General features: G+C 67.2%; 14 protein-coding genes, 1 rRNA gene and 1 riboswitch. Of the genes, 1 reads left to right on the top strand and 14 read right to left on the bottom strand.

Features of this window, described 5'->3' with window-relative positions; genetic code table 11:
* The first annotated feature begins 161 nt into the window (after positions 1-161).
* Positions 162-274 (top strand): 5S ribosomal RNA (rrf, locus tag IFT60_RS25785).
* A gap of 285 nt (positions 275-559) precedes the next feature.
* Here rrf and IFT60_RS26715 read toward each other — a convergent pair.
* The 14 genes from IFT60_RS26715 to cobT form a co-directional block, all read right to left on the bottom strand.
* Positions 560-766 (bottom strand): DUF2061 domain-containing protein, encoded by a 207-nt coding sequence (locus tag IFT60_RS26715; RefSeq protein WP_229511215.1) that lies wholly within the window; start codon positions 764-766, stop codon positions 560-562.
* Between the two features lie 48 nt (positions 767-814).
* Complete coding sequence (locus tag IFT60_RS26720) at positions 815-976, bottom strand: DUF2061 domain-containing protein (RefSeq protein ID WP_229511216.1); 162 nt, start codon at positions 974-976, stop codon at positions 815-817.
* A 92-nt stretch (positions 977-1,068) separates the two neighbouring features.
* A complete protein-coding gene (locus IFT60_RS25795) occupies positions 1,069-2,526 on the bottom strand; it encodes a cobyric acid synthase (RefSeq protein WP_192056958.1) in 1,458 nt (485 codons plus the stop codon).
* Positions 2,523-3,389, bottom strand: coding sequence for a cobalamin-binding protein (locus tag IFT60_RS25800; protein WP_192056959.1), 867 nt, complete (start codon positions 3,387-3,389; stop codon positions 2,523-2,525). Before IFT60_RS25800 ends, IFT60_RS25795 begins: the two co-directional genes overlap by 4 nt.
* Positions 3,386-4,366: a threonine-phosphate decarboxylase CobD gene (gene cobD, locus IFT60_RS25805; protein ID WP_192056960.1), complete on the bottom strand. Its 981-nt coding sequence runs from the start codon at positions 4,364-4,366 to the stop codon at positions 3,386-3,388. The genes IFT60_RS25800 and cobD overlap by 4 nt, the downstream gene beginning before the upstream one ends.
* Positions 4,359-5,297, bottom strand: coding sequence for a CobD/CbiB family cobalamin biosynthesis protein (locus IFT60_RS25810; RefSeq protein WP_192056961.1), 939 nt, complete (start codon positions 5,295-5,297; stop codon positions 4,359-4,361). The genes cobD and IFT60_RS25810 overlap by 8 nt, the downstream gene beginning before the upstream one ends.
* Positions 5,291-5,851 (bottom strand): bifunctional adenosylcobinamide kinase/adenosylcobinamide-phosphate guanylyltransferase, encoded by a 561-nt coding sequence (gene cobU, locus IFT60_RS25815; protein ID WP_192056962.1) that lies wholly within the window; start codon positions 5,849-5,851, stop codon positions 5,291-5,293. Before cobU ends, IFT60_RS25810 begins: the two co-directional genes overlap by 7 nt.
* The gene (locus IFT60_RS25820; RefSeq protein ID WP_229511217.1) at positions 5,836-7,113 is read right to left on the bottom strand and encodes a cobyrinic acid a,c-diamide synthase CobB; all 1,278 of its coding nucleotides are present in this window, start codon (positions 7,111-7,113) and stop codon (positions 5,836-5,838) included. The genes cobU and IFT60_RS25820 overlap by 16 nt, the downstream gene beginning before the upstream one ends.
* 26 nt (positions 7,114-7,139) lie before the next feature.
* Positions 7,140-7,766, bottom strand: a complete 627-nt coding sequence (gene cobO, locus IFT60_RS25825; protein WP_192056964.1) for a cob(I)yrinic acid a,c-diamide adenosyltransferase — start codon at positions 7,764-7,766, stop codon at positions 7,140-7,142.
* Positions 7,767-7,789: 23 nt separating this feature from the next.
* Positions 7,790-8,761 carry a FecCD family ABC transporter permease gene (locus IFT60_RS25830; protein ID WP_192056969.1) on the bottom strand — a complete coding sequence of 324 codons (972 nt, stop codon included), beginning with the start codon at positions 8,759-8,761 and terminating at the stop codon, positions 7,790-7,792.
* Between the two features lie 66 nt (positions 8,762-8,827).
* Positions 8,828-10,687: a TonB-dependent receptor domain-containing protein gene (locus IFT60_RS25835; protein WP_192056965.1), complete on the bottom strand. Its 1,860-nt coding sequence runs from the start codon at positions 10,685-10,687 to the stop codon at positions 8,828-8,830.
* Between the two features lie 74 nt (positions 10,688-10,761).
* A riboswitch (cobalamin riboswitch) is annotated at positions 10,762-10,981 on the bottom strand.
* 7 nt (positions 10,982-10,988) lie between these two features.
* The gene (locus tag IFT60_RS25840; RefSeq protein WP_192056966.1) at positions 10,989-11,534 is read right to left on the bottom strand and encodes a histidine phosphatase family protein; all 546 of its coding nucleotides are present in this window, start codon (positions 11,532-11,534) and stop codon (positions 10,989-10,991) included.
* A 32-nt stretch (positions 11,535-11,566) separates the two neighbouring features.
* A complete protein-coding gene (locus tag IFT60_RS25845; RefSeq protein ID WP_192056967.1) occupies positions 11,567-12,346 on the bottom strand; it encodes an adenosylcobinamide-GDP ribazoletransferase in 780 nt (259 codons plus the stop codon).
* 3 nt (positions 12,347-12,349) lie between these two features.
* The gene (gene cobT, locus IFT60_RS25850; protein WP_192056968.1) at positions 12,350-13,384 is read right to left on the bottom strand and encodes a nicotinate-nucleotide--dimethylbenzimidazole phosphoribosyltransferase; all 1,035 of its coding nucleotides are present in this window, start codon (positions 13,382-13,384) and stop codon (positions 12,350-12,352) included.
* Positions 13,385-13,878: the final 494 nt, after the last annotated feature.

Raw genomic sequence — 13,878 nt, forward strand, 5'->3', positions numbered from 1 at the left:
AGCTAACCAGTACTAATTGCCCGTACGGCTTGTCCCTATAACCTTGGCAGGTTATAGCAATAAGAATACAGCGCTGTTTGTTGTGACAGACACTACCTGAACTTTACTTCTTCCAGATTCTGAGACGCTGTCGACATCGACAACGCCTCGTACAAGTCATGCCTGATGACCATAGCAAGTCAGTCCCACCCCTTCCCATCCCGAACAGGACCGTGAAACGACTTTGCGCCGATGATAGTGCTGCAACCAGTGTGAAAGTAGGTTATCGTCAGGCTAGTTATAAAGCGAAGCCCACCAGTTAAAACTGGTGGGCTTTTTGCTTTGGGCTGTTTTTTCGACGGCTCAGCTGCGCTATTCCACATTCCATCGCAAACACCATTTCTACGCTGATCGCGCGCCTTACGATCCCTGCCGACATTCGAAGCAGCGACAAGGGCAAGGTAGCGCTGACGAAGATGCTATGGCTCTGGACCAGTGCCGCGCTCGGCTTCAATGGACCATCGTGCTGGTTGCGTGGTGCATATTGCCCTACTTGATGTGGCGATAGGCCCGGCCAGCTTCAGGCCCGCGCCGTATCCAGGCCGGCGTGCCCGCTACGCGCCAGGTTATCCCACAGGCGGTCGTGCAGCGGCAGCACCAGCACGTTGCAGACAGGTTCAAGCAGCGCCGCGATACCGCCCATCGCCGCCGATCCTGTTGCCACATACATGACGCCAAAGGCGACGCCCGCGTGCAGCCCGGTCTGGCTGAGCTTTTCCCCAGCCAACGCCAGGTAACGTGCCCGCGCATCGCGTGCCGCGGCGCGGCGCCTGGCCTATGCCGCTTCGTGAAAGGGTAGCAGCAAGACATTGATCACCGGTTCGACCAGCACGGCCAGGCCACTGAAGACGGCAGACCCGGTCACCGTATAGGCCAAGGCATAGGCAATGGCCATGTGGGTAAGGACCTGGCTGATCTTTTTTGCTGCGGATACCATGACTGCTCCTGTTTCTTCACTCAGGAACAAATGATAGTCATTCTCATCTCCGCCGTAAAATGAATTGATCCAAGCATATCAATAGATATTTTCTATTGATCTCTCAACAGGCATAGCTGATCGAACAGGGGCTGGGCCGCATCGGCAATCCGGTCCAGGCTCGTTTCGCGCAGGGCTGCCGTGTCGACACGCTGTTCACTGCACAGCCCCGCCCAGCGCAACAGGGCGGCGCAGGCATCGGGATGGTCGAACAAGCCGTGCAGATAGGTTCCCATGACCTGGTCGTCGGCCGAACGGGCGCCATCCATCCGGCCGCCGATACAAAAGGCGGGTGCCGCCAGCGCCGCACCTGCGGATGCGCCCATGTGAATCTCGTAGCCGCTGACCTGCGCGCCGCTGCCGTCGAAAGCACAGATGCCCGTTACCTGGCGCAGCTGCTTGTTCAAGCCCATGGTCGTCGTCAGCGCCAGCAGCCCGAGTCCTTCCGACGTACCGGCACTGCCTTCGACACCGTGCGGATCGCTGATCCGGCTGCCCAGCATCTGGAAGCCGCCGCAGATGCCGAGCAGCTTGCCGCCGTAGCGCAGGTGGCGCGCGATCGCCGCTTCCCACCCTTGCGCGCGCAGCCAGGCCAGGTCGGCGCGCGTGTGCTTGCTGCCCGGGAGGATGATCAGGTCGGCGCCGGGAATGGCCTCGCCTGCACGTACAAAACGCAGGTCGATGTCGGGATGCACGCGCAGCGCATCGAAGTCGGTATGGTTGCTCATGCGCGGCAGGCTTGGCACGACGATGCGAAAACTGCCGTGCCCGGCCCGCATCGGCTGCACCGCGTCTTCGGCGTCGAGATAGAGGCCATGCAGGTAGGGCAGCACCGCCAGCACCGGCTTGCCGGTTTCGCGTTCGAGCCAGTCCAGGCCTGGCTCGAGCAGCGCGATGTCGCCGCGGAAGCGGTTGATGACGAAGCCGGCGATGCGCGCACGCTCGCTCGCGGACAGGCAGGCAAGCGTGCCGACGATGTGCGCGAACACGCCGCCGCGGTCGATGTCCGCCACCAGGATGACGGGACAGTCGACCGCTTCGGCAAAGCCCATGTTGGCGATGTCGCGCTCGCGCAGGTTGATCTCGGCCGGGCTGCCGGCGCCTTCGACCACGACCGCCTCGTACTGCGCGCACAGGCGCGCGTGCGATTCGAGCACCGCCCCCATCGCCACCGTCTTGTACTGGTGGTAGTCGCGCGCATTCATCTCGCTGCGCACGTGGCCGTGGATGATCACTTGGGCACCGGTGTCGCTCGACGGTTTCAGCAGCACCGGGTTCATGTCGGTGTGCGCGTCGACGCCGGCGGCGATCGCCTGCAGCGCCTGGGCGCGGCCGATCTCGCCGCCATCCGCCGTCACCGCGCTGTTGAGCGCCATGTTCTGCGGCTTGAACGGCGCCACGCGCACACCTTCACGCTTGAGCAGGCGGCACAGCGCTGCCACCACCGTGCTTTTGCCGGCATCCGAGGTCGTGCCCTGCACCATCAGCGTCTTGAAAGGGAAGCGGCTCATCGGCGGTGCCTGCGCGCCTCGTCGAGCTTTTCGCACATCGCTTGCGCGCCCTGGATCATGCGCGGTCCGGCGCGGTTGAGCAGGTTGCCGTCGACCGTGAACAGGTTCCCGTTGCGCACCGCCGTCATGGTCGGGTACTGGCGCCACAGGTTCACGCCGCCGTAGTTCTTTTCGGCGGAACCGAACACCGCTTCCGGGTCGGCTTCCAGCACGCTCTCGACCGTCACCACGGGGGCGATGACCGCCAGCTTGTCGAAAATGTTTTCGCCGCCGCACAGGCGCAAGGCATCGGTGACGATGTGGCGGCCGTTGAGCGTATACAGCGGCTTGTCCCAGACCTGGTAAAAGGTGCGTACTGGCGCGCGTCCGGCATAGGTGGCGCGCAGCGCCGCCAGCTTGCTGCGCAGGGCGGCGGCCACCGGGCGCGCGGTGTCGCTCGTGCCCATCAGCGCCGCCAGGCGCTCCAGGTTGTCGGGAATGCCGGCCAGGGTTTGCGGGTCGCTGTGATAGACGGGGACGCCGAGTTTCTTGACCATGTCGATCTGGCGCTCGGAACTGCCGTGCATCCAGGCCACGATCAGGTCGGGCTTCATCGCCATCACGCGCTCGATGTCGACCTGGCGGTTCGAGCCGATGCGCGGGATTTTATTCGCCGCTTCCGGATAATCGCTGTAATCCACCGCGCCGACGATGCGCTCGCCGCCGCCGGCCGCGAACAGCAATTCGGTCACGTGCGGCGCCATCGAAATCACGCGCAATGCCGGCGTGCGCAGCGTGATCGCATTGCCGGCGTCGTCACGCACCGTCACGGCCGATGCCGTGCCCGCAAATCCCAGGCAGATCAGCCAGGTCCATCGTGTCATCGTTCTCTCCATTCTTCCAGGGCGCGCGCCAGGCGTTGCCAGTCTTCTTCATGCGCGGGCAGTCCGAGCCGGATGCCGCGCGCCGCTTCCGTAAACAAGCGGCACCAGATGCCGCGCTGCGCCAGGTGCGCGTGAAACGCCTCCGGCCGATCTTCCTGCCACCAGTGAAACAGCGGCGTGCCGGCGGCAGCGATGCCGTGCGCGCCGAGCAGGCCGCACATCCGTGCGCCGGCCACGTGCAGGCGCGTTTGCGTCGCCGCCTGCCAGGCGTGGTCGGTCAGCGCCGCCAGCGCGATCGACTGCGCCGGGCCGCTCACCGCCCAGGGCCCGAGCAGCTCGGCCAGCCGCGCCAGCAGCGCGTTTTCGGCCGCGACGAAACCCAGGCGCAGGCCGGCCAGGCCGAAGAATTTGCCGACGGAGCGCAACACGATCAGTCCCGGCTGCTGCGCATGCGCGGCCACGCTCAGGGCCGGCGCCGTGTCGCCAAAGGCTTCGTCGACCACCAGCCAGCCACCGCGCGCGCCCAGGCGCGCCGCCCAGTCGCGCAACTGCGCCGCCGGAATCGTCGTGCCGGTCGGATTGTTCGGATTGCAGACCACGACCACGTCGCTGGCGTCGATGGCGCCCTCGAGCGCGGCATAGGCAACCTGGCGCTGGGTATGGCCGTGCCGCCCCCAGTGGTGCGCATGCTCGGCATACGATGGCGCCGCCACCGTCACGCACGAAGGCGGGCGCAAGCGCGGCAGCGCCTGGATCGCGGCCTGGGTGCCAGCCACCGGCAGCAATGCCGGCGCGCGATAGTAGCGGCAGGCCGCCAGCGCCAGCGCCGGATCCGCTTCCGGCAATCGGTGCCAGGCATCCGCTGCGAGCGCGGGAACCGGATAGCCCCAGGGGTTGATCCCGGTCGAGAGATCGATCCAGTCGTCGTGTCCATACCTCTGCGCGGCTTGGCGCAGGTTGCCGCCGTGTTCAAGCATGGTCGAATGCCCCTGACAGTGCGAAGACGCCGGCCAGCGCGACCCAGAGCAGGGTCGAGCGCAGCACCAGGCGCCAGGCGCGCACGATGTCGGCCGGCGCTGCTGTCGCGCCCGCACCCAGCGGCGGACGTAGTTCGATCGCGCCGCCGTAGGTGGCCGGTCCGCCGAGCGCGATGCCGAGCGCACCGGCACCGCTGGCCATCACCGGCCCCGCGTTCGGGCTGCTCCAGGCCGGCGCTTGCCGCCGCCAGCAGGCCCAAGCGCGTCGGTGCCCGCCGCGCGGCGCCAACAGCACGTAAGTCAATGCGGTCAGGCGTGCCGGCAGGTAGTTCAGCACGTCGTCGATGCGTGCCGCCGGGCGGCCGAACAAGTTAAAACGTTCGCTGCGGTAGCCCCACATCGCATCGAGCGTATTCGCCAGCCGGAACAGCAGCGCGCCGGCGCCGCCTGCGACCAAGAACCAGAACAGGGTGCCGAAGACGGCGTCGTTGCCGTTTTCGAGCAGCGACTCGGCGCCGGCGCGCGCCAGGCCTGACGCATCTTCATGCGAGGTGTCGCGGCTGACGATGCGCGCGGTGAGCTTGCGCGCCGCAGCCAGGTCGCCGGCTCCGAGTGCGGCGAAGATCGGCAGCGTGTGGTCGCGCAGGCTGCGCAGGCCCAGGCTGAAATACAGCAGCAGTGCATGCACGGCCAGGTTCATTTCAGCCAGCCACCAGGCCAGCGCGCTCGCCGGCAGCACCGCCAGGGCCCAGGCGCCGGCGCCGCGCGGCAGGGGCCAGGCACCATGGTTGAAACGGCGCTCGATCAGCGACGCCATGCGGCCAAATCCCACCAGCGGATGCCAGCGCCGCGCTTCCCCGAGCAGCAGGTCGAGGGCGACGCCGGCCGCCAGCAGCCAGGCCAGCTGCACCGGAGACAGGCCGCTTAGCACGGCGCCCCTTTCAGCGTCAGCGGCAGCCCGGCCGCGACCAGGATCACGCGTTCGGCGCGCGCCGCCACCGCCTGGTTCAGGCGCCCGGCTTCGTCGGCGAAGCGGCGCGCCAGCGCACCCAGCGGCACGATGCCCATGCCGACTTCATTCGATACCAGCAGCAGGTCGCCTGGCAAGCCGGCGTCCAGCAGGGCGAGCAGGGCGGTGCGCTGGGCGTCGAATGCGGGCGGCAGCGCGAATTCACCGACATCGGGAACGTCGCTCGCACCATCGAGCATCAGGTTGGTCAGCCACAGCGTCAGGCAGTCGACCAGCACCAGGCGTCCGGCCGTGCAGGCGCGCTGCACCGCGTCGGCCAGCAGCAGGGGTTCCTCGACCGTCTGCCAAGCGGCGGGACGGCGTGCGCGGTGGTGCTGTACGCGCGCGCGCATTTCGCCGTCGCGTGCCTGCGCCGTCGCGATGTAGCTCACTTCACGGCCGGATTCCTGCGCCAGCCGTTCGGCCAGGACGCTTTTGCCCGAACGGGCGCCGCCAAGGATCAGGGTGCAGGCCATGCCGCTCCCGTCGTGAACAGGCTTGCTGCCGCTTCCGGATGGGAAGGAAAGTAGGCGTGGAAGTAGGAAGCCGTCAGTGCCCCGGCGCGGTAGACGGCTTCGCCCTGCGTACCGGATGGATGGCGGACCGTGTGCGTCGCCGGCGCCAGTGGCGTCTCGAAGCGCGAATAGTGAAAGGTATGGCCGCGCAGGATGCCGGCCGGCGTCGTCAATGCCTGCGCGCCGAGTCCGGCCAGGCGCGCTCCCATGCACACCACCCCCGGCAGCAAGCCCGCCATGGGCCAGCGTGCACCGTCGGGATCGGTCAACTCTCCTGCCAGCGCCATCATGCCGCCGCATTCGGCGAAGATCGGCAGGTCGGCCGCAAACGCGGCGCCGATCGACGCGCGCCAGCGCCCGGCGCCGGCCAGGGCCCGCGCATGCAGTTCGGGATAGCCGCCCGGCAGCCAGACGGCGTCGGCACCTGCGGGCAGCGCTTCGTCGGCCAGCGGCGAGAAGAACACGAGTTGCGCCCCGAGTGCGCGCAACGTGTCGAGGTTGGCGGGATACAGGAAGCTGAACGCGGCATCGCGTGCGATGGCGATCGTGCGTCCAGCCAGCAGCAGCGGCAGCGCCGGCGCTGACAGGCCCTCGCCACCGGCGTCGAATACCGGCAGCGCCTGCCAGGCGGCATCGTCGAGCTGCAGCGCATCGGCCAGCGCATCGAGCAGGGCGTCCAGCTGCGGCAACTCGTGCGGCAGCACCAGTCCCAGGTGGCGTTCGGGCAGCGCCGCGGCCTGGCGCGGCAGGGTGCCGAGCAGGGGAATGTCGCGCAGCGATTGCGCCACCATTTGCGCATGGCCAGTGCTGGCGATGCGGTTGGCGACGACGCCCGCCAGTTGCACCGGGCCATAGTCACGCAGTCCACGGGCGACGGCGCCGGCCGTTTGCGCCATCGCCGCGGCATCGATTACCGCCAGCACGGGAATGTCGAAGGCGCGCGCCAGGTCGGCCGCCGACGGGTTGCCGTCGTAGAGGCCCATCACGCCTTCGACCAGCACCGCGTCGGCTTCCAATGCCGCTTCGCGCAGGCGGCGCCGGCACTCGTCCAGTCCGACCATCCACAAATCGAGCGTGTGCACCGGCGCGCCGCAGGCGCGCTCGAGCAGCATCGGGTCGATGAAGTCGGGTCCGCACTTGAAGACGCGCACGCGCTGGCCGGCGCGCGCCAGGCTGCGCGCCAGCGCCGCGGTGACGCTGGTCTTGCCCTGGCCCGAGGCCATGGCCGCGATCAGGACGGCGCGCGCGCTCACCACTCGGTCCCGGCCTGCGCGGCGATGCCGGCGGCGAACGCGTGCTTGACCACGTTCATTTCGGTGACCGTGTCGGCGACTGCGATGAGCTCCGGCGGCGCCCCGCGTCCGGTGATGACCACGTGCTGCATCGGCGGGCGCTCGAGCAGGTCGCCGATCACCGTGTGCACGTCGAGGTAGCGGTATTTGAGGGCGATGTTCAGCTCGTCGAGCACCACCAGCCCGATGGATGGATCCTGCAGGAAGCGTTTGGCCTGTTCCCATGCGAGCAGCGCTTTTTCGATGTCGCGTTCGCGGTTCTGGGTTTCCCAGGTATAGCCTTCACCCATTGCATGGAAGCTGACCTCGTCCGGGAAACGGCGCAGGAACTGCTCTTCGCCGGTGGCCAGCGCGCCCTTGATGAACTGGACCACGCCGACGCGCATGCCATGGCCGAGCGCACGCGCGACCATGCCGAAGCCGCTCGAACTTTTTCCTTTGCCGTTGCCGGTGTTGACGATCAGGATGCCGATCTGTTTATCGGCGGCGGCGATGCGTTCGTCGATGATCGCCTTCTTGCGTTCCATGCGCACGCGATGGCGTTCGTTCAGGGCGGCGGTTTGTTCAAATGTGAGTTCGTTCATGTGGATTCTCCGGAAGGGCGGGGTCAGTCGCGGCGCAGGCGATGCAGTTGATACAGGAAGACGGGCGCGCCGATGATGGCGGTGACGGCGCCCACCGGCAGCTGGTGCGGGGCAACGACGGTGCGCGCCAGCGTATCGCACAGCACCAGGAAGCTGCCGCCGGCCAGCACCGCGGCCGGCACCAGCACCCGATGGTCGGGGCCGAAGGCGAAGCGGCAGGCATGCGGCACGATCAGGCCGACGAAGCCGACCGAGCCGGCGCTGGTGACGGCGCTGGCGGTCAGCAGGCCGGAGACCAGGAACAGGCCCTTGCGCAGGGCGCCGACGCGCACACCGAGCGTGACCGCGCTTTCGGCATGCAGGGCCATCACATTCATGGCGCGCGCAGAGCGCCCGGCGAACAGCAGCGCGCCGCCCAGTACCAGCCAGGGCAGCACGCGTACCGGCGCGCCTGCCAGGTCGCCGATCATCCAGAACACCATGCTGCGCAAACGGCTTTCGGGCGCGATCGACAGCATCAGGGTGACCAGCGCCATGCACAACGAGGACACGATCACGCCGGTCAGCAGCAGCATCGAGGAGCCACCCTCGCCACTGGCGCCGCCGCGCAGGTCGCGCCGCGCCAGCAGGTAGAGCAGCATCGACACCGCCACCGCGCCGCACAGGGCGGCCAGGTCGACGGTCGCCGCCGCCGTCATCAGCAGCAGCGCACCGACGGCGCCGACCGAGGCGCCGGCCGAGATCCCGAGGACATACGGGTCGGCCAGCGGATTGCGCAGCAGCGCCTGCATCAGCACCCCGGCCAGGGCCAGCGCGCCGCCGGTGGCGAATGCGACGACCGCGCGGCCGGTGCGCAGTTCCAGCAGCGAGGCGGCCAGCGACTGCGGCCGGCCGTCGAGCAGCTGGCCCAGCGCCGCCGGCACCTCGCCCACCGCCACCGGGATCGATCCGGTCATGCCCGCATACAGCATGCAGGCGAGGGCCAGCAGCAGCATGCTGCCGGTGACCAGCAGCGCGCGCCGGCGTGTGGGGAAGATGACGGTGTTCACGGCCCGGCGGTGTTAGCGGATGCCGTAGCGCAGGCCCGCGAACCAGCTGCGTTCGGCGGTCCCGTAGTTGCGCGCCAGCTCATAGCGTTTATCGAGCGTGTTGTTCACGCGCGCCAGCAGCGACCAGTCGGCATCGATGCGCCAGGTGGCGTACAGGTTGAGCAGACCGTAGCCACCGAGCCGGCGCAGGTTGGCGGCGTCGTCGAAACGTTCGCCCGAGACTTGCCACTCGGCGCCCGTCTCGAACGCACCCAGCGTGTAGTCGGCCTGGAAGCTGCCGTGTTCGCGCGCGCGCCGCGCCAGGCGTTTGTTCGTGGTGTTGTCGCGCGGGTCTTGCCAGTCGAGGCTGCCGCGCAGGCGCAGCGCACCGAGGCGCGTGCTCGCCGCCAGCGACACGCCTTCGAGCGTCGCCGAGGCCACGTTGTAGGCGCAGCTGCCGGTGCGGCCGTCGCGGTTGTCCGGACAAGGCGTGGCCGAGACGATCATGTCGCGCAGGCGGTTGCGGAACAAGGTGGCGTCAAACTGGACGCCGGCGCGGTCGTAACGCAGGCCCAGTTCGGCGTTGCGGCCGCGCTCGGGCTGGTTGGTCGGTACGCCGTAGCCGGGGTAGTACAGCTCGTTGAAGGTCGGCGCGCGGAAACTGGTGCCGACACTGGCGGTGGCGCGCAGGCCGGGTGTGAACTCGTAGCCGTAGCCGGCGGCGCCGGTATTCTTCGCGCCGTAGTGCGACCGGTCCTGGCGCGCGCTGAGGTCGAACAGGTGGCCGGCGCGGCGCAGGGCATAGGCGGCGGCATACGAGTTGGTGATGCGTTCGCGGCCGAGGGCGGCGGTCGCGCTCGATTCGACGCTTTCCTTGCGGTGGCCATACAGCAGCTGCAAGGTGTCGCGACCCAGGGTGAGCGTGTTCTGCCAGGTGAATTCGTCCTGGCGCGTGTCGATCTGGCTGGCGCCGCTGGCCGCGGCGCTGGTAAAGCTGCCCAGCTTGTCGTTCGAACGCGCCAGTTGCACGGTGCTGCGCCAGTTGGGCAGGAACTGGTTGCTCATGAAGGCGGCGACCGTGTCCAGGTCCTGGCGGTTGTGCACGTCGTAGCTGCCGGCGCCGCTGTCGTACTGGGCGCGCAGGCGGCTATTCAGGAACTGGCCGCCGATCTCGTGGCCCGGCGCCAGGGCGAAGGCGATGCGGCCGCTGGCGCTGCTACGGCGGTAGCCGTCGTCGTCCGGGTTAAAGCCGAAGGCGCCCGGTTTGGTGGCGGAGAAGCCGTCCGATTCTTCGTAGCCGGCGCCGATCGCATAGCTGACGGCGTGGTCGCCGCTGCTTGCGCCCGACAGCTGCGCGCGCGCCTGGCGCGTGGCCTCGCTGCCGGCGCCGATCGCTGCCACCGCGGCGAAGCCGGCTTCGCCCTTGCGCGTAAAGATCTGGATCACGCCGCCGATCGCGTCGGCGCCGTAGAAGGTGCTCAGCGGCCCGTAGACGATCTCGATGCGGTCGATCGCGTCGAGCGGTACCGCGTTCCAGCTGGCGCTGCCGGCGGTCGAGGAACCGATGCGCACGCCGTCGAGCAGCACGACGACGCCGTTGCTGTTGGCGCCGCGCAGGAACACGCTGGTGCTGGCGCCGGCGCTGCCGTTGCGAGCGATCTCGATGCCCGGCTGGCGCGCCAGGACATCTGCAATCGACCCGGCGCCGCTGCGGGCGATTTCTTCGGCGTGGATGATGGTGGTGCTGGCGATGACGTCCTGCGCGCGCTGCGGAATGCGGGCGGCGGTGACGAGAACGGTATCGACAGGCGTGGTGTCGGCGAGCGCGCAGGGCGCGGCCATGGCAAGGGCGAGCGACGAAACGGCCGCTTGCCGTGAAACGTGAAAGTGCATGATGGTCTACGAGTTGGACAACCAGCCCACGTCCCCGTAGGCCAGATTGAACGGAAGCGCGCCTGCATGGCATGGCGCGCGTCCACCTTTTGGCCGGTATCCGGGCTGGCAAGTGAAGCCGTCTGACCTTCCCATGCAAACGCACAGTGGTCTGGGGAGACGGTTGGCCGCGTGAACGCGGTACTTGCTTACCGTTGCGGGGGCAGCACACGTTGGCTCGGCGAAGAGCGTCGTGTTTCCCGTTTAACTGCGCCTGTGAACACAGGCGCGAGCACCAAAACGCCGCAATTATACGGCGCTGTTAATCGTTTAGTACAAGGATTTCGCCGTAATCGATGTGGTGGGGCGTTGCTGCCGCCCTGAGCGCAGCCTGTTCCAGCGGCACGCTGTCCCGCAGCGCGGCCAGCAAACGGATGGTCCCGGCGTGGCAGACGACCAGCGCGTCGGCATGGCCGGCGGCGCGCAGGGACGCATCGAACGCAGCCACGCGCTGCGCCACCTGCAGCACGTTTTCGCCGCCGCCGGGGCGGTAATGCAGCAGGTCGGCGTTCCAGGCGTCGACCTCGCTGCGGCCGATGTCGTCCCAGCTGCGCAGCTCCCAACTGCCGAAATCCATCTCGGCCAGGTGCGCGTCGTAGGTTACCGCGTCTCCGGCCAGCAGACGCGCCAGGTCGGCGCAGCGGCGCAGGGGACTGGCATGCACGGGCAAGCTGCCCGGCAGACCGGCTGCGCATAGCGCCGCATGGATGCGCTGGGTGTCGGCAGGCAGGGCTGCGACGTCCGTGCTGCCATAACACAGGCCGGGCGCGATGGCAGGGCGCGGATGGCGGACCAGTAGCAGGCGCATAGGGTCAGGCTCCAAGCTTCAGGCTCAAGGCTTCAGGCAAGAGCGCCATGGCCCAGGCTGGCCAGCACCGTCAGGTACACGGCGACTTCGGCCAGCTGCTGAACCGCGCCCAGGCAGTCGCCGGTGTAACCGCCGATCCGGCGCCCGAACAGGCGTGCCAGCCACAGTGCGGCAAGAGCGGCCGCCAGAAGACTGGCGCCGACGACGGCGGGCGAAACCGCCCCCATCGGCAGCAACACGGCAGCGGGCAGCAGGGCGGTCAGGGCGGCGATACCGAACTCGCTGCCACGCATCTGCTGCGCCATCGGCTTGGCCTTGCCCTCGGCACGCGCATACGCCATGCGCCAGATAAGGGAAGTCGCCGCCAGGCGCGACAAGGGGTGCGCCAGGAACAGGGCGGCGATGGCGCTCACTGGCGGCAGCATCGCCAGTGCCGTGCATTTGGCGCCCAGCATGCAGACGATGCCGATGGCGCCATAAGCGCCGACGCGCGAGTCCTTCATGATCTCGAGCACGCGCTCGGGGCTGAAGCCGCCACCGAAGCCGTCGCAGGTGTCGGCGAAACCGTCTTCGTGAAATGCACCGGTGATGTAGATCGACGCCGCGGTCGATAGCACCGCAGCGACCGGCGCCGGGAAAAAGAAGGCCGCCAGCCAGTAGACGCCGGCCGCGATGGCGGCGACGACGCCGCCGACCAGGGGAAAGTAGCGCGACGACTGGTGCAGCCAAGCCGGCTGGAAGCCGACCCAGCGCGGGATTGGCAGCCGCGTGAAGAACTGCAGGGCGATGAAAAACAGGCGTAGCTGCTGCATCGCTTATGACGCCTGCGTGCTGACCCGGGCCGAATCGAAGGTGGCCATTGTGGTCAAGAAGTTGACGGCCGCATGCAGCAGCGGCAGGGCCAGTGCGGCGCCGGTGCCTTCGCCCAGGCGCAGGTCGAGCTGGAGCAGAGGCCGGGCGCCGAGATGGTCGAGCATGCGCCGGTGGCCCTGCTCGCTCGAACAATGGGCGAACACGCAGTAGTCGAGGATGGCCGGCTGCAGTTTGGCCGCAACCAGCAGTGCGCTGGTGACGATGAAACCGTCGATCAGCAGCACCTTGCGCAGCGCAGCCGCCTCCAGCATGGCGCCCGTCATCATCGCGATCTCGAAGCCGCCGAAGGTAGCGAGTACCTCGAGCGGCACGCTTGCCTGCGCATGGGTACGCATGGCCGCGGCGAGTACCGCCTCCTTGCGGGAGATACTGGCGGGCGCCAGGCCGGTACCGGCGCCGACGCATTCGGCCAGCGGCAGGTCCGTCAGCTTGTGCATGAGCGCTGCCGCCGCCGTCGTATTACCAATACCCATCTCGCCGAAACCGACGACATTGCCGGGCAGGTCGCGCATCAATGCCATGCCGTGCTCCATCGCCCTCCTGCATTCGTCTTGCGACATCGCCGCCTCCTCGGCGAAGTTGCGGGTACCCCTGGCGACTTTGCGGTCGACCAGGTTGTACCGCGGGCCGAAGTCATGGTTGACTCCGGCGTCGACGACCTGGATCGTGCAGCCATTCTGGTTCGCGAAGACATTGATTGCGGCGCCACCGGCGAGGAAGTTCTCGACCATCTGCCAGGTGACCTCCTGCGGATAGGCGGAGACACCTTCGGCGACGACCCCATGGTCGCCCGCAAACACCAGGATGGCGGGCGCGTCCAGACGCGGTTGCGTCGTCGCCTGGATCAGGCTGATCTGGCGCGCCAGTTCTTCCAGGCGGCCCAGGCTGCCCAGCGGTTTCGTTTTGTTGTCGATTGCCTGGGACAGGGCCAGGGAGAGGGCGGCATGCGCAGTCGGAATGACGGCAGGAGTCTTCATTGTTGTCGTTCTATATGTATGGAAGAGGCGCCGGAAAGATAGCACACGAGAAGGGTCTTGCAAGGTACCGATCGCCCGACTATAATTCGCCTCCTGCTGAAAACGACAACGAAATCAAGTAGTTGAAGCAACAACAGGAGCCGCAGTGATTTGCGGTGTAGCAAAAAAGAAGTTGACGCGAATCAGAAATTGCTTCATACTCTTCTTCCTCTGCTGCTGACGAACAAAACGATTCGCAGAATACAGCAAGACAGTACCGAATAAAGTTCTTTAAAAATTAACAGTCGATAAGTGTGGGCGTTTGATGAAGGTGCCAGCTGACTAGTTCAGCTGATTACTTAAATTATCAAATGTTCACAAAAGTATTAAGCGTTGTCTCAGCAATGAGGTGACGGTCAGTATCTTGAGTGAGCGACCCCTTAGTAATAAGGGTGACACGAAAGTGTCAACAAACAGAGATTAAACTGAAGAGTTTGATCCTGGCTCAGATTGAA

Source organism: Massilia sp. CFBP 13721, assembly GCF_014842025.1.
Lineage (GTDB): Bacteria > Pseudomonadota > Gammaproteobacteria > Burkholderiales > Burkholderiaceae_D > Telluria.

Excerpts from the sequence above, each read along its gene's own strand:
- cobU (WP_192056962.1), bottom strand. The coding sequence starts at position 5,851 with ATGGCCTGCACCCTGATCCTTGGCGGCGCCCGTTCGGGCAAAAGCGTC.
- cobO (WP_192056964.1), bottom strand. The coding sequence starts at position 7,766 with ATGAACGAACTCACATTTGAACAAACCGCCGCCCTGAACGAACGCCAT.
- IFT60_RS25840 (WP_192056966.1), bottom strand. The coding sequence starts at position 11,534 with ATGCGCCTGCTACTGGTCCGCCATCCGCGCCCTGCCATCGCGCCCGGC.
- cobT (WP_192056968.1), bottom strand. The coding sequence starts at position 13,384 with ATGAAGACTCCTGCCGTCATTCCGACTGCGCATGCCGCCCTCTCCCTG.
- IFT60_RS25820 (WP_229511217.1), bottom strand. The coding sequence starts at position 7,113 with ATGGCCTCGGGCCAGGGCAAGACCAGCGTCACCGCGGCGCTGGCGCGC.
- cobD (WP_192056960.1), bottom strand. The coding sequence starts at position 4,366 with ATGCTTGAACACGGCGGCAACCTGCGCCAAGCCGCGCAGAGGTATGGA.
- IFT60_RS25830 (WP_192056969.1), bottom strand. The coding sequence starts at position 8,761 with ATGCTGCTGCTGGCCCTCGCCTGCATGCTGTATGCGGGCATGACCGGA.
- IFT60_RS25800 (WP_192056959.1), bottom strand. The coding sequence starts at position 3,389 with ATGACACGATGGACCTGGCTGATCTGCCTGGGATTTGCGGGCACGGCA.
- IFT60_RS25795 (WP_192056958.1), bottom strand. The coding sequence starts at position 2,526 with ATGAGCCGCTTCCCTTTCAAGACGCTGATGGTGCAGGGCACGACCTCG.
- IFT60_RS25835 (WP_192056965.1), bottom strand. The coding sequence starts at position 10,687 with ATGCACTTTCACGTTTCACGGCAAGCGGCCGTTTCGTCGCTCGCCCTT.
- IFT60_RS26720 (WP_229511216.1), bottom strand. The coding sequence starts at position 976 with ATGGTATCCGCAGCAAAAAAGATCAGCCAGGTCCTTACCCACATGGCC.
- IFT60_RS25845 (WP_192056967.1), bottom strand. The coding sequence starts at position 12,346 with ATGCAGCAGCTACGCCTGTTTTTCATCGCCCTGCAGTTCTTCACGCGG.